The sequence below is a fragment of the Sphingomonas paucimobilis NBRC 13935 genome, from assembly GCF_000739895.2.
Taxonomy (GTDB): Bacteria; Pseudomonadota; Alphaproteobacteria; order Sphingomonadales; family Sphingomonadaceae; genus Sphingomonas; species Sphingomonas paucimobilis.
In genome coordinates this window covers 1-18,961 of record NZ_BBJS01000063.1, presented here as the reverse complement: position 1 = coordinate 18,961, position 18,961 = coordinate 1, and the positions used below count along the sequence as shown (strand labels likewise).

General features: G+C 65.5%; 16 protein-coding genes and 1 pseudogene. 8 read left to right on the top strand and 9 right to left on the bottom strand.

All coding sequences use genetic code 11. The annotated features are described in order from the left end of the window. Positions 1-14: 14 nt before the first annotated feature. Positions 15-2,345, bottom strand: a complete 2,331-nt coding sequence (locus SP6_RS18830) for an FdhF/YdeP family oxidoreductase (protein ID WP_042469505.1) — start codon at positions 2,343-2,345, stop codon at positions 15-17. Between the two features lie 128 nt (positions 2,346-2,473). Here SP6_RS18830 and SP6_RS18825 point away from each other — a divergent pair, with 128 nt between their 5' ends. Further along, entirely contained in the window at positions 2,474-2,740 is a 267-nt protein-coding gene (locus tag SP6_RS18825; RefSeq protein WP_007404621.1) for a hypothetical protein, read from the top strand. Positions 2,741-2,806: 66 nt separating this feature from the next. After that, the gene (locus SP6_RS18820; protein ID WP_007404684.1) at positions 2,807-3,787 is read left to right on the top strand and encodes a methyltransferase; all 981 of its coding nucleotides are present in this window, start codon (positions 2,807-2,809) and stop codon (positions 3,785-3,787) included. Between the two features lie 9 nt (positions 3,788-3,796). Here the strand turns inward: SP6_RS18820 and SP6_RS18815 are convergent, their stop codons facing one another. The 3 genes from SP6_RS18815 to SP6_RS18805 all read right to left on the bottom strand — a co-directional run bounded on the left by SP6_RS18815 (position 3,797) and on the right by SP6_RS18805 (position 8,355). Further along, positions 3,797-4,531: an SDR family oxidoreductase gene (locus SP6_RS18815; protein WP_037568257.1), complete on the bottom strand. Its 735-nt coding sequence runs from the start codon at positions 4,529-4,531 to the stop codon at positions 3,797-3,799. Positions 4,532-4,533: 2 nt separating this feature from the next. Continuing rightward, positions 4,534-6,759, bottom strand: coding sequence for a hypothetical protein (locus SP6_RS18810; protein WP_007404647.1), 2,226 nt, complete (start codon positions 6,757-6,759; stop codon positions 4,534-4,536). 87 nt (positions 6,760-6,846) lie between these two features. Continuing rightward, entirely contained in the window at positions 6,847-8,355 is a 1,509-nt protein-coding gene (locus SP6_RS18805) for an MFS transporter (protein ID WP_007404649.1), read from the bottom strand. Positions 8,356-8,489: 134 nt separating this feature from the next. Between SP6_RS18805 and SP6_RS18800 the strand changes: the two genes are divergently transcribed. Both SP6_RS18800 and SP6_RS18795 read left to right on the top strand, forming a co-directional pair. Then, positions 8,490-9,548, top strand: coding sequence for a patatin-like phospholipase family protein (locus SP6_RS18800; RefSeq protein WP_007404698.1), 1,059 nt, complete (start codon positions 8,490-8,492; stop codon positions 9,546-9,548). Continuing rightward, complete coding sequence (locus SP6_RS18795) at positions 9,545-10,597, top strand: zinc-dependent alcohol dehydrogenase (protein ID WP_007404682.1); 1,053 nt, start codon at positions 9,545-9,547, stop codon at positions 10,595-10,597. The genes SP6_RS18800 and SP6_RS18795 overlap by 4 nt, the downstream gene beginning before the upstream one ends. 207 nt (positions 10,598-10,804) lie before the next feature. Here the strand turns inward: SP6_RS18795 and SP6_RS18790 are convergent, their stop codons facing one another. The 3 genes from SP6_RS18790 to SP6_RS18780 all read right to left on the bottom strand — a co-directional run bounded on the left by SP6_RS18790 (position 10,805) and on the right by SP6_RS18780 (position 13,119). Next, entirely contained in the window at positions 10,805-11,503 is a 699-nt protein-coding gene (locus SP6_RS18790) for an outer membrane protein (protein WP_007404594.1), read from the bottom strand. A gap of 117 nt (positions 11,504-11,620) precedes the next feature. Next, positions 11,621-12,043: a glycine zipper 2TM domain-containing protein gene (locus SP6_RS18785; protein WP_050794153.1), complete on the bottom strand. Its 423-nt coding sequence runs from the start codon at positions 12,041-12,043 to the stop codon at positions 11,621-11,623. A 113-nt stretch (positions 12,044-12,156) separates the two neighbouring features. Next, positions 12,157-13,119: an MlaA family lipoprotein gene (locus SP6_RS18780; protein ID WP_158005306.1), complete on the bottom strand. Its 963-nt coding sequence runs from the start codon at positions 13,117-13,119 to the stop codon at positions 12,157-12,159. Positions 13,120-13,237: 118 nt separating this feature from the next. Between SP6_RS18780 and SP6_RS20610 the strand changes: the two genes are divergently transcribed. From SP6_RS20610 to SP6_RS18760, 4 genes are all read left to right on the top strand, one after another. Further along, a complete protein-coding gene (locus tag SP6_RS20610) occupies positions 13,238-14,098 on the top strand; it encodes a glycosyltransferase (RefSeq protein WP_007404497.1) in 861 nt (286 codons plus the stop codon). A gap of 152 nt (positions 14,099-14,250) precedes the next feature. Further along, positions 14,251-14,790 carry a sigma-70 family RNA polymerase sigma factor gene (locus tag SP6_RS18770; RefSeq protein ID WP_042469504.1) on the top strand — a complete coding sequence of 180 codons (540 nt, stop codon included), beginning with the start codon at positions 14,251-14,253 and terminating at the stop codon, positions 14,788-14,790. Between the two features lie 102 nt (positions 14,791-14,892). Continuing rightward, positions 14,893-15,873: a FecR family protein gene (locus SP6_RS18765; RefSeq protein WP_007404690.1), complete on the top strand. Its 981-nt coding sequence runs from the start codon at positions 14,893-14,895 to the stop codon at positions 15,871-15,873. A 77-nt stretch (positions 15,874-15,950) separates the two neighbouring features. Continuing rightward, a complete protein-coding gene (locus SP6_RS18760; RefSeq protein ID WP_130120070.1) occupies positions 15,951-18,314 on the top strand; it encodes a TonB-dependent receptor in 2,364 nt (787 codons plus the stop codon). Between the two features lie 5 nt (positions 18,315-18,319). Here SP6_RS18760 and SP6_RS21110 read toward each other — a convergent pair whose 3' ends face one another. Both SP6_RS21110 and SP6_RS20605 read right to left on the bottom strand, forming a co-directional pair. Further along, the gene (locus tag SP6_RS21110; RefSeq protein ID WP_007404562.1) at positions 18,320-18,466 is read right to left on the bottom strand and encodes a hypothetical protein; all 147 of its coding nucleotides are present in this window, start codon (positions 18,464-18,466) and stop codon (positions 18,320-18,322) included. Between the two features lie 167 nt (positions 18,467-18,633). Further along, positions 18,634-18,961, bottom strand: a pseudogene (locus SP6_RS20605) (transposase family protein); the annotation flags it as partial.

Here is an 18,961-nt window from a genome sequence, read left to right as displayed (position 1 = left end):
CCTGTTCACGGCGGTCATGCCGTCGAACGATCCTCCATTCCCGGCTCCAGGATCGCGTCGCCGTCGCTTTCGACCGTCACTGGAATGGATTTGGCGGCCGGCGTCTTGCTGCCCACGGCATAATGCCACACCGGCATCAGGACGTTGCACTCAGGATAATAGCCGCCGATGCACCCGACCGGAATGTCGTAGGCGACGACGATCATCCCCGACAGATGCCGGTCGACGCCGTCATCGGAGACGGTGCGCAACGTTACCGCCTGCCCGACCTTCAGACCGCGGCGTTCGATGTCGGAGCGGTTCATCAGCACGACGTTGCGGATGCCGTCGATACCCCGGAAGCGATCATTATAGCCATAGACCGTGGTGTTGAACTGGTCGTTGCTGCGCAGGGTCATCAGCCGCAGCACGTCATGCCCGACGTCCGGCATGTCGAGATCCTCGTCGAGTGCCTCCGGTGTGACGAAATTGGCGCGGCCGGTATCGGTTTGCCATTCGCGCCGTTTGGCGGGCAGATCGCGCTGGAAGCCGCCGGGCTCCCACATCCGCGTTTCATAGTCGTGGAAATTGTCGGGCAGGGTGTCCGCGATCTCCCGCCGGATTTCGGCATAGTCGGTCATATAATCGTCCCACCGCACCTTGGGGTGGGGCTCGAATACCTGTTTGGCCAGTTCGCACAGCAGCCGTATCTCGCTGATGAGATGCGGAGAGGCCGGTGTGCGAATCCCGCGATTGCCGTGGACGCAGCCGGAGGTGTCCTCCATCGACAGCACCTGCTGCCCGGCTGCGGTCTCGTCTATCTCCAGCCGCCCGATCACCGGCAGGATATAGCTGATCTCGCCGGGGAGCAGCGCCGTGCGGTTGAGCTTGGTCAGGACGTTGACGGTCAGCCGCATCCGGCGCCAGGCGGGCTCTATCCGGCCCTGGTCGGGAATGGCGCGGGCGAAATTGCCGCCCAGCATGAAGAACGCTTTCACCCGGCCTTCGAGGATCGCCTCACATGCCTCGACCGTGTTGTATCCCGCCTCGCGCGGCGGCTCGAAGCCGAACTGCTCGCCCAGCCGGTCGAGCGGGAATAGCTCGGGCTTTTCGGTGATGCCGACCGTCCGCTGGCCCTGGACATTGCTGTGGCCGCGCACCGGACAGATGCCCGCGCCGGACCGCCCGATATTGCCGCGCATCAGGAGCAGGTTGACCAGCATCTGCACCGTCTCAACCCCCGCACGGTGCTGGGTCAGGCCCATGCCGTAAATGCCGATGGTCGAGTGCGCGCGCGCATAGATGAGCGCGGTCGCTTCGAGATCGGCACGATGGAGACCCGACCGCCGTTCCAGCTCGTCCCAATCCTGTACCCGCAGCCATTCGGCGAAGCGCTCAAAGCCGTGCGTGTGCTCTTCGATGAAGGCCAGGTCGAGGATCGGCGGCTCACCCGCCGCCAAGGCGTCGTCATGCAGCGTCAGCACCGCCTTGCAGATGCCCGCGATCGCGGCCAGATCGCCGCCATTCTTGACCTGATGATAGTCCGAGCTGATCCGCGTATTCTTGCCCGTCAGCATCTCGGTCGGCGACTGGGGGTTCAGGAACCGTTCCAGTCCCCGTTCGCGCAGCGGATTGAAGGTGATGATCGGCACCCCGCGCTGGCTGGCCTCCTGAAGCGGGTGCAGCATGCGCGGCGAATTGCTGCCCGGATTCTGACCGAAGAACATCAGGCAGTCGGTGGTCGCAAAGTCCCCCAGATCAACCGTGCCGACGCCCTGGCCGATGCTGGCGGGCAGGGCGACCGAGGTCGTCTCGTGGCACATGTTCGAACTGTCGGGCAGGTTGTTGTTGCCGTAAAGCCGGGCGAACAGCTGATAAAGATAGCTGCCTTCATTCGACAACCGGCCGGAGCTGTAGAAGACGGTGCCGTGTTGCTTGTCTTCCACGGCGCGAAGTTCGTGGGCGATCTCCGCGATGGCATGGCCCCACGACACCGGCATATATTTGTCGGTCGCGGGATAATAGCGCAGCGGATGGGTCAGGCGGCCGGGCTGTTCCAGATGATAGTCGTCCCACGTCAGCAACTCGCTGACCGTATGTTCGGCGAAGAAGGCGGGTGTGCAGCGATGCGCGGTCAATTCCCACGCCACCGCCTTCACGCCGTTCTCGCAGAACTCGAACGGAAGCGGTGTGGCGGGTTTGACCCAGGCGCAGCTGTTGCACTGATAGCCATCGACCTTGTTATGCCGCGACAGCGCGACGCTGGCGCTGCCCAGCACGCCCTCCCGGCGCAGAATGTTGCCGACCGAGCGAGCAGAGCCCCATCCGCCGGAGGGGAGGCGATACGGCTTGTACGTGGCTTTCATCGGGTATCTCCGGCCGGGGTGGCGGGCGTTTCCTTGCGAAACATTCGCCGGGTCTTGTCGTTAACCCTGTGGCGGCGGCGGCTATCCCAAATTTGATCTAAGATACGGATTTAAAAAGGAGAAATGCCATGACGGTCGGCCGCGACTATATGCTAAAAAAGACGACGGGCCCTTCGGCCCCCAAATTCTTCATCGACACGGAGCTAGTGCCGCGACTGGTCAACGCCGTCGGTCGAGGAGAGGTGATGCTTGACCGTACGGCGGTCCGCCTCGGGGTCCGTCCTTCGGTGCTCGTCGCCGGGGCGGCGGGTATCTTGGCCATGTTGGTTTTCGGAGCCGGGCGTGGACGGCAAAAAGCGATCGAGCAAGCGCAGCCGGGCCGACCAACAGGCTGATCCATATTGAACCCGGGAACCGCGCTTAGCCTTTGATATTGAGGGAGAAAACATAGGGATAATAATGTGATAGAGGAAACGAACCAGCCTCCGGGAGCGATCCAGGCCCCAACCGGATCGGCAAAGCAGCGCGAGGGCCTGTTGCGCCTTCTGCAATTGCTGGAAGTACGGGGTTATGCGTTCGTGACGCCGACGCCCGCCACCCACGCGCGGGTCCTCGTCAATCGCGGGGATCGGCCTGCGACCGATGTGCGGGACATATTGGGCTGGAGCCTGCCCTTTTCGGCGTCGGTGCTGGACGCCGAGCTTCGCGCCGCCTTGGACGCTGCGGAGATGCTGGTCGAGCGCGATGACGGCTTCTTGCAAGCCACGTTGCGTGTGTCACGCGTCGAGGGGACGCTGTTCCTCCATTCCGCCTATCCGACCACGGCCACGGACGCCGTGTTTCTGGGGCCGGACAGCTATCGGTTCGCCAAGCTGATCATCGGGCGGATGGATACGGGCGCGAAATGCATCCTCGATTATGGCGCGGGTGCCGGGGTCGGCGGGATCGTCGCGGCGCGGGTTGCGCGCGGCTCGCATCTGACGCTGGCCGACATCAATCCGCGCGGGCTGTTCCTCGCGTCGATCAACGCCGAACATGCCGGTGTCGCGCACAGCGTGAAGCGGGTGTTGGCGCCAAAGGAACTCAGCGACTCCTTCGACCAGATCGTCACCCATCCGCCGTTCATGATCGATGCGGATCGCCGGGCTTACCGCGATGGGGGCGACCTGTATGGTGGCCAGCTTTCGCTCGACTGGACGGTACAGGCCCTGGCACTGCTCAAGCCGAGGGGACGGCTGATCCTGCATACGGGAGCCTCGGTCGTCGACGGGCAGGACGTGCTGCGCATGGCGCTGGCCGAGCATCTGCCCGCTATCGGCTTTGAGATCGATTACTCCGAGCTCGATCCCGACATCTTTGGCGACGAATTGGAAAAGCCGACCTATGTCGATGTCGAACGGATCGCGGCGGTGGGGTTGGTCGTAAGGCGGGTGGGGCTTTAACGTCCCGCCTCAGGCGGTCTTCTGGATCAGCGGCTCGATGCGCAGATTGACGATGTCGCAATTGGCCGACCGGCTGAGGACGAACAGGATCGCGTCGGCGACATCCTCGGCGGGCAGCATCCGGCCTTCCGCGACGGCGGCCTGTTTCTCCTCTTCGCTGCATTCCTGCATCTCGGTGTCGACCGATCCGGGCTGGATCACGCTGACGCGGATGCGCTTGTCGGCGACCTCCTTGCGCAGCGTCTCGGCAAAGGCCTGGATGCCCGCCTTGGTCGCGGCATAGACGCTTTCGCCCGCCGCCTTGATCTCGGCGCTGATCGATCCGACGAACAGCAGATGGCCGCCGCCCTGGTCCTGCATGCGCAGGATCGCGGCGCGGGCGCAGGCGAGATAGCCGGTCAGATTGGCGTCGATGACGTAGCGCCAGTCATCGTCCGCCATCTCATGGATTGGCTGCGCGCCGAGTGCGGCGCAGGCGACCAGCATGTCGATGCCCCCCAGCCGATCGTCGACGGCGCCAAAGACCCGGTCGATGCCTTCGCGCGTCGCCGCATCCTCGACGATGCCGATCACCTCGCCATCGATCCCGGCGAGCGCGGCGTCGAGCGTGTCGCGATGCCGCCCGAAGGTCAGGACGCGGGCGCCCTCGTTCGCCAGTGCCTTCAGCGCGGCGCGGCCGATGCCGGTGGTACCCCCGGTCAGCAGGATGCGGCGGCCGGACAGCATGGTGGGGTTTTTGGTCATCGTTATTCCCAGGTCAGGATCAGGCGGCCATGTGCGGGCACGCGGTAATCGATGCGGTCGGCGCTGACCGTATCGGGTTCGATGGTCTCGCCTCTCGCGGTGGTGACGCGGCTGTCTGTCAGCGTGCGTCGCTTGAGCCGGACGAGGCGCAGCCAGGCGGTGCGCGTCTCGCCCCCGTCGAGCGTGATCGACAGCGCATGGTCGCCGACCCGCTCGACCGCGCGGACCAGCATGTCGCAATAGAGGCGGAAGGGGGCGCCTTCGACGGTGTGGAACGCGCTGGTCGCGAAGATGAACGCCGCGCCTGCGCCGTACACCTCCTGTCCCACCTGTCCGGCGGGCTGGCCATCGGGATAGAGATCCTCCAGCGGGAAGGAGAGCGCGTGGTCGATATGGCCATTGGCCTCGCGTTGCTTCCCGGAGATCGCCTCGGGGGGCAGCGCGTCGGGATAATAATACCAGGCGCGCGATAGGGCATGGCGGCAATATTCGCCGATCAGCATCCGCGCCTCGGGGTCGAGGTCGGGGCCGCCATCGTCCAGATAGCGCTCGAACGCGACATAGCTGTCGAAACATTCGTACATCGCCATGTACGGCGCGTCCTGAAGACAGGTGACCGCCAGGAACGTCTCGTAATGCGCGGCATGGCCGATCCGGCTGTCCCAGATCACCGCATTGTGCAGGAAGCTGGCGAGATAGACATAGCTCTGCTCGCGATAGACGTCGCGATTGGTGATCCGCCACAGCCGCATGCAGGCCGCCGCGCCCCAGGCGGTCAGATTGGCCTGATAGTTGAGGTTGAAGCCCAGGCCGATGGCGGCGTCGATTGCCGCGCGTGCTTCGTCGAGATAGGTCTTGTCGTCGGTCAGCTCGAACGCCTGGAGCATAACCCAGGCATAGATGCCGCCGACATCAGTCTGCCCGCGCCCGTCGACCGGAGCTTCCAGGGTGATGATCGAGAAGTCGGTGACGTCATATTCGATCGGCCAGCGATAATCGAAATGCCGCGCGACCCGCACGCCGTAATCGATCGCCTTCAGAAACAGCGCCCGCGCATCCTCATCACCGTCCAGCGCCAGTGTGCCGAGGTTGAGCAGCGGGTGATAGAGATACCAGCTGTCGACCGCGTCGGCATTCTTATCCTTGCCGACATTGGGCAGGTAGCGGCGGAACGTGCCGAGCTTTTCGTCGAAGAAGCGCGGCAACCCCGCCTTGAACGCGGCTTCCAGCGGATGCGGCTCGCCGCACCAATTGCCCCATCGGTGCAGTGCGGCGATGACCGACAGCTGCACCATGATGTCGGGATATTCGGCAGCGGTATAGGGGTGGACATAGCGATGGCCGTAATGGCGGATCGTGGCGGCGGGGGCTTCGTCCAGATCGCGCGCGGCCCGCTCGGCGCGGTCGATCCAGTCGCGATAGGCGACGGGTGACGGATCGAGCAGATCATAGGCGCTGCCGAGCATCTGCACGAACTGGCGCGCGGCTTCGCGTTCGTGCGGGGGCGCGCGGTGGCGAAAGACCAGGATCGTGTCAGACAGCGTCACGCACTCTCCCGCCGGTAACGCGACCTCGGCGGGATCGGCGTCGGCCTCGGGAACGGGCAGCGCATAGCCCAGCTCGGGCCAGCTGCCCGCCACCGCCTCGCGCGGGACGGTGCCGGTGGCTTGAAAATACGTGTTCGAGGCGGTGAAATTCTGGATGTAGAGGATGTTGCCAAAGGCGGGCGCGTCGATCCGGAAATAGAGAAGCCCGGTATTCAGCCCGCGCTGCGACGCCTCGACCACGCCTTGCGCGCGCAAGGGATCGTCGTTCGTGCCAAAGGGGTAGAGGTCGCGCGGGGCGGGGGGCAGGATCATCGGTCGGGCCGGCGTGAAGCGCGTGGTGATGCGCAGTCGCTCCACCGCCAGCCGGTCGGAGAAACAGGAGACGATATGCTCGCCCATGGCGCTGGTCAGGCGGAGCCGGGCGACCTCGCCATCCTCGGGCGGTAGAACCGCGCAATCGAAGCTGGTCGGCACAAAGGCGGCGCGCACCGCCAGCCCGCCGGTGCTGCCCTTGCGCCGCACGATCGCGAACACCGAAGTCGCGGTCCGATGCAGCCGGATCGTCAGATCGCCGACGGCGAAATCAGCCAGCGGCGCGGGTTCGTCGCGCAGCAGCTCGCGCAGGTCCAGCAGATGAGGGCTGATCGCGGGCGGCGCTTCGGCCGTCGCTGTTCGGGGCATGCCACAACTCCGAAAGGGGGACGGGATGATCGCCAACCCGTTGAGAAAGTGTGGAGTTCCTGACGAATTACGTTCCGCTAAACTGGGTCAGTGCATTCGTCCCGCCCGCGCCGCCTGCGCGCGCTTCAACCGGATGCGGGTGCGGGCATCGCGCAGGAGTGCGCCGGGCAGATCGGTCGCGGCACGCAGCCCCGCGACCGAGGATATGTTGCGGATACTGCGCCGCGTCTCGTTCAGCACCTGCCCGACCATGGCCCGCCGCTCGATCTCACCCTGCTCGCGCACCAGCGACAGGCGGTGGATCGCATAGAGGCCGATCAGCCCGGCCAGCAGGAAATAAAAGTCCCAGGCGGTGAGGGTGATCGGCAGGGAGAAGATGCCGTTGGGGCTGCGCCAGCGCGCCACCAGCTCGAACTGGCGGGCGGCGAAGAACTGCGCCAGCAACCCGCCCAGGATCGGTGCGATCCCGGCCGCGATGGCGGTGGTCATCGCATTGGCCGCGACATAGGCGGTGGCGGACCCCTTTGGCGACAGTTTCAAGGCGATATTGGTGCTGACCAGCGTCACACCCGCGATCGTCGCGCCCATGACGAGGTGAAGCATGATTAGCCACAGTTTCACCGCGCCCCGGTCGCCCAATTGCGACGCGCCGATCATCGCGACGATCGCCAAGATATAGGCCGGGGCGCACACCGCCAGCACCGACTTGTTGGCGAACCGGTCGCTGAGCCGCCCCCAAAGGCGCAGCGCCAGGATATTGGCGACCTGACTGGCGACGCTGAGTAGCAGCACGAAACTGACTGCGAAATGCAGCTGGCGGACGATGAAGACGGTGAAGAAGGGTGTCGCGAGGTTGATCGCGAACTGCCAGCTGGCCACGAAGACCAGCAATCGGCGGAAATTGGGGTCGTGGAGCGGCTGGGCCAGCAGGGCGCGCAGTCTGATGGGGCCGGGGGCGTGCGGCATCAGCGGTTCCGGCATCATCGCGACGATCCGTGCGCTGATCAGCCCGGTGACGCAGCCACTCGCGAACATCGCGGCGAACACCATGTCTCGCGCGGGTGATCCCGTGCGCGTCCAATCGAGTGCCAGCGCGGCGACCAGCCCCAGGATCAGGCTGATCGCCGTCAGCCATACCGTCCGCCGGGCAAAGACGTCGCCCAATCGATCATCGGGCGCGAGATCGCGCATCCAGCTATTCCAGGCGCATCCGCCGACCGCACCCAGTCCGCAGAGCAGCATCTGCGCGCCCAGGAAGATCAGCAGCGCGGTCGTCCCGCTGAAAAAGGCGAGTACCGCCATCACCGCCAACATGGTGCGCCCGACCAGGCTGGACAGGACCGCGATCCGCTTGCGCCGCCGCCATCGCTCGACCAGTTGGATGGCGGGAAGCTGAAGCAACTGCGCGAGGAACGGCATCGCGGCGAGGATGCCGACCATCACGTTCGACGCCCCCAGATGCAGCGCGAAGGCGGTCAGGATCACCCCGCTGGTCAGCGCGGCCGCGCCGCCCGAAAACCCCGCCTCGACGACAAGCAGCCGCAAGCCGCGCTCGCGATCGGCGGTGGTCAGCTCGGTTTGCGGGTCCAGGGGCATGGGTGTCGGGCAACGCCCCGCTTGCGGCCGGGGTTGCCATCAATGTCCGCGGGGACTGATCCATATCATTGAGTTTTAACGATATTACTGCGCCTGCCACGCCACCATCCCGGCGTTCGCGGGTTTGTCGGTCCATGACGCTGCTCCTGCCGCCCGATCTCCGCATCGCCATGGTCCTGGCCGGGGGCAATGCGCTGGGTGCCTATCAGGCCGGGGTCTATGAGGCCCTGCATGGGGTCGGTATCTCACCCGACTGGGTCGTCGGTACCTCGGTGGGCGCGATCAACGGCGCGATCATCGCGGGCAATGCACCGTCGTATCGTCTATCGCGGCTGTCCGACCTGTGGCGGCCCGAAGGGACGGGCGCCATCACCGTCTCGGCCTGGGATGATATGATCGACAGCTGGCGGCGCAGCGGCGAGGTGATCGCGACGCTCCTCGGCGGGCGGCGGGGCCTGTTCGCGCCGCTGGGCACCGCCCTGGCCGAGCGCGACGCGCCCGCGCTCTATGACACGACCCCGCTGGCGCATACGCTGAGGCGTCTTGTTGATTTCGACCGGCTGAATGATGGCAGAGTCCGCTACATGGCGCAGGCGGTGACGCTCGATACCGGTGAGGAAGTCGTCTTCGACAGCGCGCGTGACCCGATCATGCCCTACCATGTCCGCGCAAGCTGCGCCATGCCGCCTGCCTTTCCTCCGGTTGCGATCGACGGCGCGCTGTATGTCGATGGCGGGTTGTCGGCCAATCTACCGCTCGATCCCGTGCTGGCCGATCCTGGCGACGCACCGCTGCTATGCATTGCCGTCGACCTGTTGCCATTGGCTGGCCCGCGCGCGCCGACTCTTGGCGGTCTGATCAGTCGAACGCAGGACCTGGTCTTCGCCGCCCAGTCGCGCCGGACCATGGTGCGCTGGCAGGAGCATTATGCCACCGCTCAAGACAAGGCGGCGGCATCGGTCACGTTGGTGCAGCTGCGTTATACCGACCAGCAGGATGAAGTCGCGGGCAAGGCGCTGGATTTCTCGCCCCGCTCCGTGCGGGCGCGGTGGGATGCGGGGCTGCGCGACGGGCGGGCGCTGGTCGCTGCTCTGGCGGACGGCGACATCCCGTTTGGGGGCAGGGGGCTGACATCCACCACCATAGCGGCGGGGCAGGAGCTACCCGCCGCCCATCCGGGAGCGACGCCATGAAAGCCGCCCGCAAGACCGCCGATGGCCGTTTTGAGATCGCCGAGGTCGAGGAACCGCGCCTGCCCGCCGACAACTGGGTCAAGGCGCGGGTGCGGATGGCGGGTATCTGCGGCACCGACTTGCGCCATTGGGAAAAGGCCGAAGAAGAACTGCATTGCTGTATCATGGGCCATGAACTGGCGGGCGAGGTGGTCGAGATCGGTCCGGCGGTCACCCACGTCGCGGTCGGTGACCGGGTGCTGGTCGAATCCGTGCTCGGCTGTGGCCACTGCGAATGGTGCCGGGTGCAGCAATATAATCGCTGCCCCGATCTCTATCCTACCCGCCGCGCCAGCGTCTCGCGCGCCTATGCCGAATATGTCGTCGGTCCGCAGCACAAGTTCCACCGCCTGCCTGACAGCGTGGGGTTCGACGACGCCGCGCTGCTCGATACCTATGCCGTGGCGCTACATGCCCAGCATCTGTCCGGCCTGACCATCGGGGCGCGCGTGGCGATCATCGGGGCGGGGCCGATCGGGTTGGGCCAGCTGATGCTCGCCAAGGCCAGCGGCGCGACCGTGACGATCATCGACAAGATGCCGCACGCCCTCGCATTGGCAGCGCGGCTGGGCGCGGACCGCACCATCCATTCGGATGACGAGGAGCCCGAGGCCGCGATCCGCGCGCTGACCGATGATCGGGGCGCCGACATCGTGTTCGAATGCGCGGGCGGCGAGTCCATGCCCGAGACGTTGCCGCTCGCCACGCGGCTGGTGCGGCGCGGCGGCAAGGTCGTCATCGTCGGTGGCTTCGATGCTGGCGACATCGCCATCCCGCTGGAATGGCAGCGCATCCAGATGTCAGAGATCACCCTGATCCCCAGCGCCAGCTTCGCCTTTCACGACATCCATGCCGAACAGGTCGAGGTGCTCGATCTGGTGGCGCGCGGCGCGCTGCAGACGCAGGCGCTGATTACCCATCGCTTCCCGCTCGACCAAATCAACGAGGCGTTCGAGGTGGCACAGGATCGTGGCCGGACGGGGGCCATCTTCGTCGGCCTGACGATTTGAAAGTCATGGAGCCCTGAGTGAGCTTTCAAAAGGGCGTTCCAGCACAACAGATCAGCGGCATGAAGCGAACGTCCAGTCTGAAGGGAACGGGCGGCCGACAGGGCATGATACGCCCCCGGGACAGGCCATGGGACACCGGGATCGGCTCGGGTGATGAAGAAGGGGGGCTGGCGGATGGCAGGGAGTGTCCGCCCGCCAGCCGCACCGTCAGAAGCGCTGGCGCAGTCCGACGGTGATCGAGGTAGCCGTAAGTTTCGGCTTGTAGCTGGTGGCGACGGTCCCGCCATTGGCGAGCGGCATCCGCGCTGCGAACTGAAGCCCGGTGGTCTGCGCGTAGCGGCCCGCGAGTTCGACCGTGGTGCTGTCGCTCAACGAATAGCCGACACCCGCATCGGCGTGCCAACGCAGGCCCCAGTCGCGCCCGTTCATGGAGCTGCCCTGGCCGCCGGCCCGCGTCGTGCGTGACAGGCGTTCGGTCACGCGGACGACATCGATACCACCACCGACGAAGGGACGGAGCGGGCCTTCCACCGGCACGTCGACATAGCCTGCCAGGCCCAGGCTGAGCGTCTTGGACCGACCATCGGATACCAGCGACGCGCTATCAAGGCGCTTGGCATTGGCGCGGGCTGCGGTGTAGCCGACCGTCGCTTCGAGCCGGAAGCCGCCCAGATCATAGCCCAGGCCGCCCTCCAGCGACTTGCCGCGCCGGAAGTCGACATTCGCCGGGAAGGTTGAGGGCGGCGCCATATTCGGTCCCTTCATCTTCAGATCGGAATCGATCAGCGAACCGACGCGGCCGACGATATAGGGTCCGCCGATAGTTGTCTGGGCCGAGGCCGGTGTCGACAGGGCAGTTCCAGCGGCAACGATGGAAAGGATCAGCAGGGTATAGACTTTGGGCATGTCGATAAAATCCCGGTATCGTAATATATTTGTCGATGGCGTCGTCCATCGATGCTGTGACGAAATGGCTCGGGGATCACCTCAACCGGTCGGAACATTATTCTTATTGGGTGTCGATTACCGGCAGCGGTCCCGGCGGTGGATGGCATCGCCTGCGACCCCGCCCGCCAGCGCGCCGAGCGCCGTTCCGATTAGCTTGTCGCGGCGTCCTGCGACCAGATGTCCCGCCAGGCCACCGCCCACCGCACCCAGCAGGGCCCCGGCGCCACCCTGGGCGCGGCAGGGATTGTGGACAGGACGGTCATCGTCCCGGGCATCGGCATAGCCGCGATGATAGCCGTCGCCACGCCCCTGCTCGTAACCGTCATCATGACCGTCGCGATACCCGTCGGCTCCGCCATCGTCATAGCCGTCACGATAGTCGTGATACCCACTGCGATCATATCCATCCCAGTGCCAGCTCTGGCCGTGCGCGGTGTTGGGGATCAGCGTTGCCGAGAGCAGAAGAGAGGCCAGGCAAAAGGCAAGAAGTCGCATCATTCGTCCTGTCATCCGTTCGCCTGAAGCATGGCGGTGATGTGCGATGGACGAAGTCGATGCGGGGGCTCCGCAATCCGTCTATCAGAAAAAAGATGGAGCTTTGACGGTCGCGGTCACTCGCGATGGTCTCGGCCATGGTAGCAGGCATGGGCGTTCGCTGACGGATCGATCCGGCCATAGGGCGTTTCCGCCACCGATATCTCGCCATCGGCCTGCCCCTTCAACCGCCGCACCCGCGCCTCTCGCCGATCGAGATAGCGATCCCGCCGTGCTGCATAGGGATCGGGTTGCTCGCGCATCGCGCGCAATTCCTCATCCATTTCGGCGCGCCGATCGAGTGTGCGGAAAACGTTGCTGGTGATGATATAAGCCCGGTTGCGGAACGGCCCGCCGATGATCAGCGGCGATGCGACGCCGTCCACAGTACCGCCGACCAGGTCGCGCAGCGTCGTTGGCCCGATCAGTGGCACGAATAGAAAGGGCCCCGGCGTCACGCCGTAAAAGCCCAGCGTATCCGAAAAGCCGTTCGGGCGGCGCGGAAGGTTGAACGGGCACCGGCGCGCGACGTCGATGACCCCGGCCAGGCCCAGCGTCGAGTTGATCGCGAAGCGGCCCGCCGTTTCCACCGCCTTGCCGAATTTGAGCTGGAGCAGGAAATTGGCGAAGGCCACGGGCTCGCGCAGATTGGCGAACATGTTGCGCAAGCCGGTTCGGATCGGCTTCGGGGTCGTGCGTTCATAGGCATGGGCGACCGGCGCCATGACCGCGTGGTCCACCGTCTCAGTTAGCGCGAAGGATGCCTTATTCACCTGCCGCAGGGGATCGTCCGCTCGGTGGCGGCTCGCCGTAACCACAATTTCATCGTCCGTGTTGGGGGCGCCTTCTTTCGTGGGGGCTGGGTCGAAGTCCGCCGGGTCGAACGCATGGACCTGCGGGACGGTGATCGAGACCGCGTCGAAATCCCCGGCCGGCGGAACCGTCCCTTGCAAAGGCGAGGACATCGTCGCCAGCAATGCCATCATCGGTGCAGCAATCAACGCAATGCCCCCTTCGGCCGGTGCCGCAACGGCACGCACGCTTAATTTCCATCGGTCTGATCAGGAGACGACGCGGTCGAATGGGCACCTCAACGCCAGCAATTCGAAAAGTCGTAACCGGTTTGAGGTGGAGGCGCGTGGTCTTCGTCTATGGCGCATGCCAGGATACGAACCCGACGATGAGACGATCGCCTTTGATGAGGATTGGTGGCATAAACCGGTTGCCGGTGTCGCCACCGCCCCGAGGTGGACGATCCTGCTGGCCTTCTACAACGAAGCCGATACGATCGTCGCGACGCTGCGGCAGCTTCGCCGCCAGACGCGGCCGTTCAAGCTGATCCTGATCGACAATGGCTCGACCGATTGTTCGGTCGCGCTATGCCATGGCGCCCTGGCCGGTCGCGGCATCGATTATGTCGTCCTGCACCAAAGCGAGATCCCCGGGCAGACTGCCGCCTTCACCGCCGGGCTGACGCGTGTGGAAACGGAGTTCGTCGCGACCTGCGATGCCGATACCTACTATCCGTTTTGCTATCTGGCGCAGGCCGAGCGTCTGCTCGACGACCGCAGCGGGCGAACCGTTGCGGCGTCGGCCTGTTTCGTGCCCTCGGACAACCTTGGAGCCAGGGCAGCCGTCATGACGATGCATCAATGTATCGCCAATCTCCTATTGCCGCGGCAGACCCATGTCGGTGCGGCGGGGCATTGCTTTCGCACCGACGCCCTGCGGGCGGCGGGCGGCTATGACATGTGCCGCTGGCCCTATGTCCTAGGAGATCATGAGGTCATGCATCGCGTCATGAAGCTGGGACGCCAGCGCATGACGCCATCTCATTGGTGCAGTCCGTCCGAACGACGGCGGGTGCCGATACGCTGGACGCTCACGGAGCGGGTGGCCTATCATCTGACACCCTTCGCGCTGAAGGACCGCTATTTCCGCTGGCTGGGCCGCCGGTTCGCCCGGCGCGAGCTGTTCGTCGAGCGTATGCGGATACGGGACTGGCAGGGCGCACGGTGACCCACGCCATCGCGCGTCCCGCGTCGGGAACGAACGCTTCTGTGGAGACCCCGTGGAGGCCGTGTGGAGATGGCGCGGCGCTCCATTGGCCGCGCGCGTCGGGGATGATAGCCGATCGTCCCGATCCTGAACCACCCGTGCAAAAGTCACCGATGAACGACATCGTGCCGCCCCCGTCGCCGTCCACGGCGCTGCTCGACGCCTTCCTGGGGCGCAGGGCGGCGCTGCTCCGTTATTTCGCGGCCCGGATAGGGGAGGCCGACGCACAAGACATCGTCCAGGAAATCTATCTACGCGTCGTTTCGGCGCGCGGTAATGCCGAGGTGCTGCACCCCGGCGGCTATCTCTATCGGCTGGGCAACAATATCCTGCTCGACCGTCTGCGGCAGGACCGTGCCCGTGTCCGGCGAGACAGCGACTGGCACGAGGTGCATCATCATGCCTCGGTCGGCGGCGAAGAGGTCAGCGACACGGTCCCCCAGGACGAAGCGCTGATCGCCCGCGATCAATTGCAACGGATGCGTCTCGCGCTTGCCGACCTGCCCCAGGCAGTGCAGACGAGTTTTCGGCTGCACAAGATCGACGGGCTGACGCATGCGCAGGTGGCCGAGCGGATGGGCGTGTCGCGGAGCCTGATCGAAAAGCATATGATGTCGGCCCTCCGGCACCTCTCGCAGCGCCTTGACCGATAGTCCTGTGCCCGGACATCAAAAGATTTTGCGGAGCCCATGGAATGACTTCGTCCATGATATCGGGGGACCAGTGGAGGACGGGGCGGTAGCGCGATGGCACCAATGACGACCGATGATGCGGACGAGGTAGCCATCCAGTGGTTCGTTCGGCTGCAGGATTGCGAGGACGAACAGCTATGGGAGGCGCATCTCGCATGGCTTCAGTCCGATCCGGCGCATGCCGCCGCCTATGCTAGGGTCGAAAACCTGTGGGTTGCGGCGGATGATCTGCGCGATGCAGCGCCGCTTGCCGCGCAGAGCGAGAGGGCGGCGGTCCATTCCCTAGCCGAGGCGCGCGCGAAGCGTGACCGGTCGCGGCGATGGGCGCTCCCACTTCTGAGCATGGCTGCTGCTGCGGCGGTGGCGGTGCTGGCCGGTCCGCAGATCACGTGGATGATCGACCCCCCGGGCGAGACCTATCGCACCGGCGGCGAGGAGACGAAGGTTGTAACGCTGGCGGACGGGTCACGGCTGACCCTCAACCGCAACAGCGCGGTGACGGTCCAGCTGGAGGATGACCGGCGCACAGCGACGCTTGCGACCGGCGAGGTCTTGTTCGACGTGCACCATGAAGCGGCGCGGCCCTTCACGGTCATGGCGGCGGGGCGTGACGTCCGGGTGCTGGGAACCGAATTCGACGTGCTCGATGAAGGGGGCAATTTCGCGGTCGCGGTCCGCCGGGGGCTGGTATCCGTCTCGCCCGCAGTCGACGGCGGCGTCGTCACGAAGCTGCCAGCCGGAACGGCGCTCAGCCGGGAGCGGGGCGCGCGGGTCGATACGGTCGAGCGGATCGATCCCGATCAGGCGCTGGCCTGGGAGCACGGGCAATTGGTGTTCACCGACAAGCCGATCGAGTCGATTGCACACACCCTGTCCCGCTATATGGGCGCGCCCATTTCGGTGGACCCGGCGCTGCGCGGCATGAAGATCAGCGCGATCTTCCAGGTCGCTGACCGATCGCAGTTCCGCCGCCAGATCGAGGCGGCACTGCCTATTCGTATGAAGACGACCCATGGTCGTTTGTCGTTCGTCCCGGCGCGCTAGAGCGGGGATGGGCCCCTGATGCCGGACGAGCTTGTGCGACGGTGAGGGCTTTGCATGCCGTCGGGGTGACGATCCCGATGATCCTGTCTGCGATAGCCGCCGCCGGACGAGGTCCGGCGAGCGGCGACGTGCGCTGGTTCGATATTGGGATGGTGCCCCTGTCTCGCGCCCTGGTGACGGTCGGATTGCAAGGCGGTGTCAGCGTGGCGGGCACCGACCCGATCCTGGCACAGCGCCGTTTGCGTGCACCCATCCGGGGCCGCATGACCGTCGAACAGGCGCTTGCCCGCCTGTTGGCAGGTACAGGCCTGGTCGCGGTGCGGACCGCGTCCGAGGTCTATCGGATCGAGCGCGCTCCTCACGTCGTCGATCCCGCACCCCCGCCGCCGCGCCACGATCCGCCTCCGCCTCCGGTCGTCGGGGCGGAGATTGTCGTGATGGCCAGCAAGCGCGGCGTCCCGATCGACGGTTATCCCGGTTACGCCCATATGTTGACCGCCGACGATCTGACGATCGGTAGCGGGGGGCATGCCGACACTCGCGCATTGGCGAATTTGTTGCCGGTGCTGACGACGACGAGCTTGGGGCCGGGGCGCGAGAAGCTGTTCGTCCGGGGGATCGCCGACAGCAGTTTCGTGGGCGGCAGCCAGGCGACCGTCGGTCAGTATCTGGGCGAAGTTCAGCTTAATTATAGCGCGCCCGATCCGAACCTCGCGCTCTATGACATCGCCTCGGTCGAATTGCTGGAGGGGCCGCAAGGTACGCTCTACGGCACGGGGGCGCTGGGCGGGGTGATGCGCGTCACACCCAAACCGCCGGAACTGGGGCGCTGGTCGGGTGCGGTCGGCCTGGGGGCGACGGGGATCGCACATGGCGGGGCCGGCGGCGACGCCATGGCGGTCCTTAACGCGCCAATGGGTGACAGCGTCGCGCTGCGCATCCTGAGCTATGGATCGCGCACGCCGGGCTATATCGACGATACGCTTCGGGGCGGGAAAGGCGTGAACCGCAGCGACGTGGGCGGTGGCCGGGCCACCTTGCGCATCCGCCCCAGCGATGTCTGGACGATCGATATCGGCGGCGTCTATCAGCGGATCGACAATCGCGATGCCCAATATGTCGATGGCGCGGCCCCGCCGTTGACCCGTGCGGTGCCGGTCGCGGAGCCGTCGTCGAACGACTTTCGAATGGGCTCGGTCACGGTCCAGCGTCGCAGCGCCGGGGGACAGACGCTGACGGCGGCGCTGTCACTGGTCAGGAACAACGTCATGGCGCGCTATGATGCGGCGGGGCTGGTGCGCGATGCCACCGCGCTGGAGACGGCAAGCAGCTCGCGGGTCCTGACCGGAGAACTGCGCCTGGCCCGGCACCGCGACAGCGGCAACGGTTTCGTACTGGGCAGTTATGCCACGGTCAGCGACGACTGGCTGACCCATTCAACCGTGGGTCGCGATGGCGGGACGGTGCTGCGCGGTATTGGCAACCGCGTGGTCGACGTGGCGCTGTTCGGCGAAGCGACTCTGGCGTTGGGGCATGGGCTGATGGCGACCATGGGTTTGCGCGCGACCTATCTCGACTTTTCGGGCACCACCATCCTGCCCGGCGGGCGCGAGCAGGGGCTCGCGGTGGAGGTGCCCAATGGCGGCGACGTGACCTTTTTGCCCAGTGCCGCCCTGCGCTGGGACTGGAAGCCCGGCCTGACCGGCTATCTCCGTTACCAGCGCGGGCTGCGCGTCGGTGGTTATGGCTTGGACACCGAAATGTCGGTCGATCCAGATGACATATCGCCGGATGATGGCTATGTCGTGTTCCGACCCGACACGCTGGACACCATCGAAGCGGGCCTGCGGTTCGGCGATCCCGCATCGCGCTTCCACGGGCAAACCGCGCTGTCCTTCGCGAGTTGGCGTAGCATCCAGGCGGACCTTTACGGGATGGCGGGACCGCACACCACCAATATCGGCGATGGGCAAGTCTGGTCGCTGGAGACGACGGCGCAGTGGCGGCCCGCCTGGAACATTCGGTTGACCGGCGCGCTCGTCCTGACCCGCAGCGTCTTGACCGATCCTGCTCCGCCCTTTGTCCGCGGCCGACAGCAGGCTCTTCCTAACACTCCGGCGGTTTCGACGCGGGTAGCGCTGGACCGGCGATGGTCGCTTGCCACCGGCGACGACCTCCTGCTGCGCGGCTCAGTTCGCTATGCGGGACGCTCGTGGGTCGGTGTCGGGCCGCTCCATCTGCCGCAGGGCGATTATGCGCAGGCGGATATGGGACTAGCCTGGACCCACCGACACAGGACGCTGACCCTCGATGTCTCCAACCTGCTTGATGTCGCGGGCAACCGCTTCGCCGTGGGCAATCCGCTGGCCTATATGAGGCGAACGCAGTGGACGCCCTTGCAACCTCGAACCATCAGGATCGGCGCGGCATGGTCCTTATGATCTTCCTATCGCCCGCGTAGCTTGCGGGACAGGAAGGCTAGGACGCTGACCAGCGTTCCAAGCGTTTCGGTCAGCACGAACAGCCATCGCACGCCGGTCAATGTTCCAAGCGGTGCGGTGGCACGTAGCCCGATCGACGCTGCCAGACCCATTAAAGCGTTTTTCGGCCGAACTGAATCGTCGGGGACCCATACGGTGAGCGTTTTCTGATTCACGATCCGTGCTGGCGAAGGAGGCTGGCACGAATGGGTCGAGCTCTATTGCGTGATCTGCGGGACCGGATTGTTGCGGCCGTGGAAGGCGGTTTGCCGTGCCGACGGGGCACGGCTTTCAACAGATGCTCGAGGAACTCCCACGCGGTTCGCCTGTCGGCCTTGTCGACCAACTGGGTGACTGCGAACTTGCTCGTGCGATCAATGGCGACGAACAGGTAAAGCTTGCCTTCGGCTGTCTGCACCTCGGCTATATCCATGTGGAAGAAGCCGATGGGATAGCCCTTGAAGCGCTGGCGCTTCGGCTTGCCGCCTTCGACATCTGGCAGGCGGGAGATACCGTGTCGCTGGAGGCACCGATGCAGCGCTGACCGCGTCAGGTGCGGGATCGACGGCTGCAATGCGTAGAGGCAGTCATCAAGCGGCAGCGGCGTG

Excerpts from the sequence above, each read along its gene's own strand:
- SP6_RS18795 (WP_007404682.1), top strand. The coding sequence starts at position 9,545 with ATGAAAGCCGCCCGCAAGACCGCCGATGGCCGTTTTGAGATCGCCGAG.
- SP6_RS18805 (WP_007404649.1), bottom strand. The coding sequence starts at position 8,355 with ATGCCCCTGGACCCGCAAACCGAGCTGACCACCGCCGATCGCGAGCGC.
- SP6_RS20610 (WP_007404497.1), top strand. The coding sequence starts at position 13,238 with ATGCCAGGATACGAACCCGACGATGAGACGATCGCCTTTGATGAGGAT.
- SP6_RS18785 (WP_050794153.1), bottom strand. The coding sequence starts at position 12,043 with ATGATGCGACTTCTTGCCTTTTGCCTGGCCTCTCTTCTGCTCTCGGCA.
- SP6_RS18815 (WP_037568257.1), bottom strand. The coding sequence starts at position 4,531 with ATGACCAAAAACCCCACCATGCTGTCCGGCCGCCGCATCCTGCTGACC.
- SP6_RS18810 (WP_007404647.1), bottom strand. The coding sequence starts at position 6,759 with ATGCCCCGAACAGCGACGGCCGAAGCGCCGCCCGCGATCAGCCCTCAT.
- SP6_RS21110 (WP_007404562.1), bottom strand. The coding sequence starts at position 18,466 with ATGGGTCTGGCAGCGTCGATCGGGCTACGTGCCACCGCACCGCTTGGA.
- SP6_RS18830 (WP_042469505.1), bottom strand. The coding sequence starts at position 2,345 with ATGAAAGCCACGTACAAGCCGTATCGCCTCCCCTCCGGCGGATGGGGC.
- SP6_RS18800 (WP_007404698.1), top strand. The coding sequence starts at position 8,490 with ATGACGCTGCTCCTGCCGCCCGATCTCCGCATCGCCATGGTCCTGGCC.
- SP6_RS18765 (WP_007404690.1), top strand. The coding sequence starts at position 14,893 with ATGACGACCGATGATGCGGACGAGGTAGCCATCCAGTGGTTCGTTCGG.
- SP6_RS18760 (WP_130120070.1), top strand. The coding sequence starts at position 15,951 with ATGATCCTGTCTGCGATAGCCGCCGCCGGACGAGGTCCGGCGAGCGGC.
- SP6_RS18770 (WP_042469504.1), top strand. The coding sequence starts at position 14,251 with ATGAACGACATCGTGCCGCCCCCGTCGCCGTCCACGGCGCTGCTCGAC.
- SP6_RS18790 (WP_007404594.1), bottom strand. The coding sequence starts at position 11,503 with ATGCCCAAAGTCTATACCCTGCTGATCCTTTCCATCGTTGCCGCTGGA.
- SP6_RS18825 (WP_007404621.1), top strand. The coding sequence starts at position 2,474 with ATGACGGTCGGCCGCGACTATATGCTAAAAAAGACGACGGGCCCTTCG.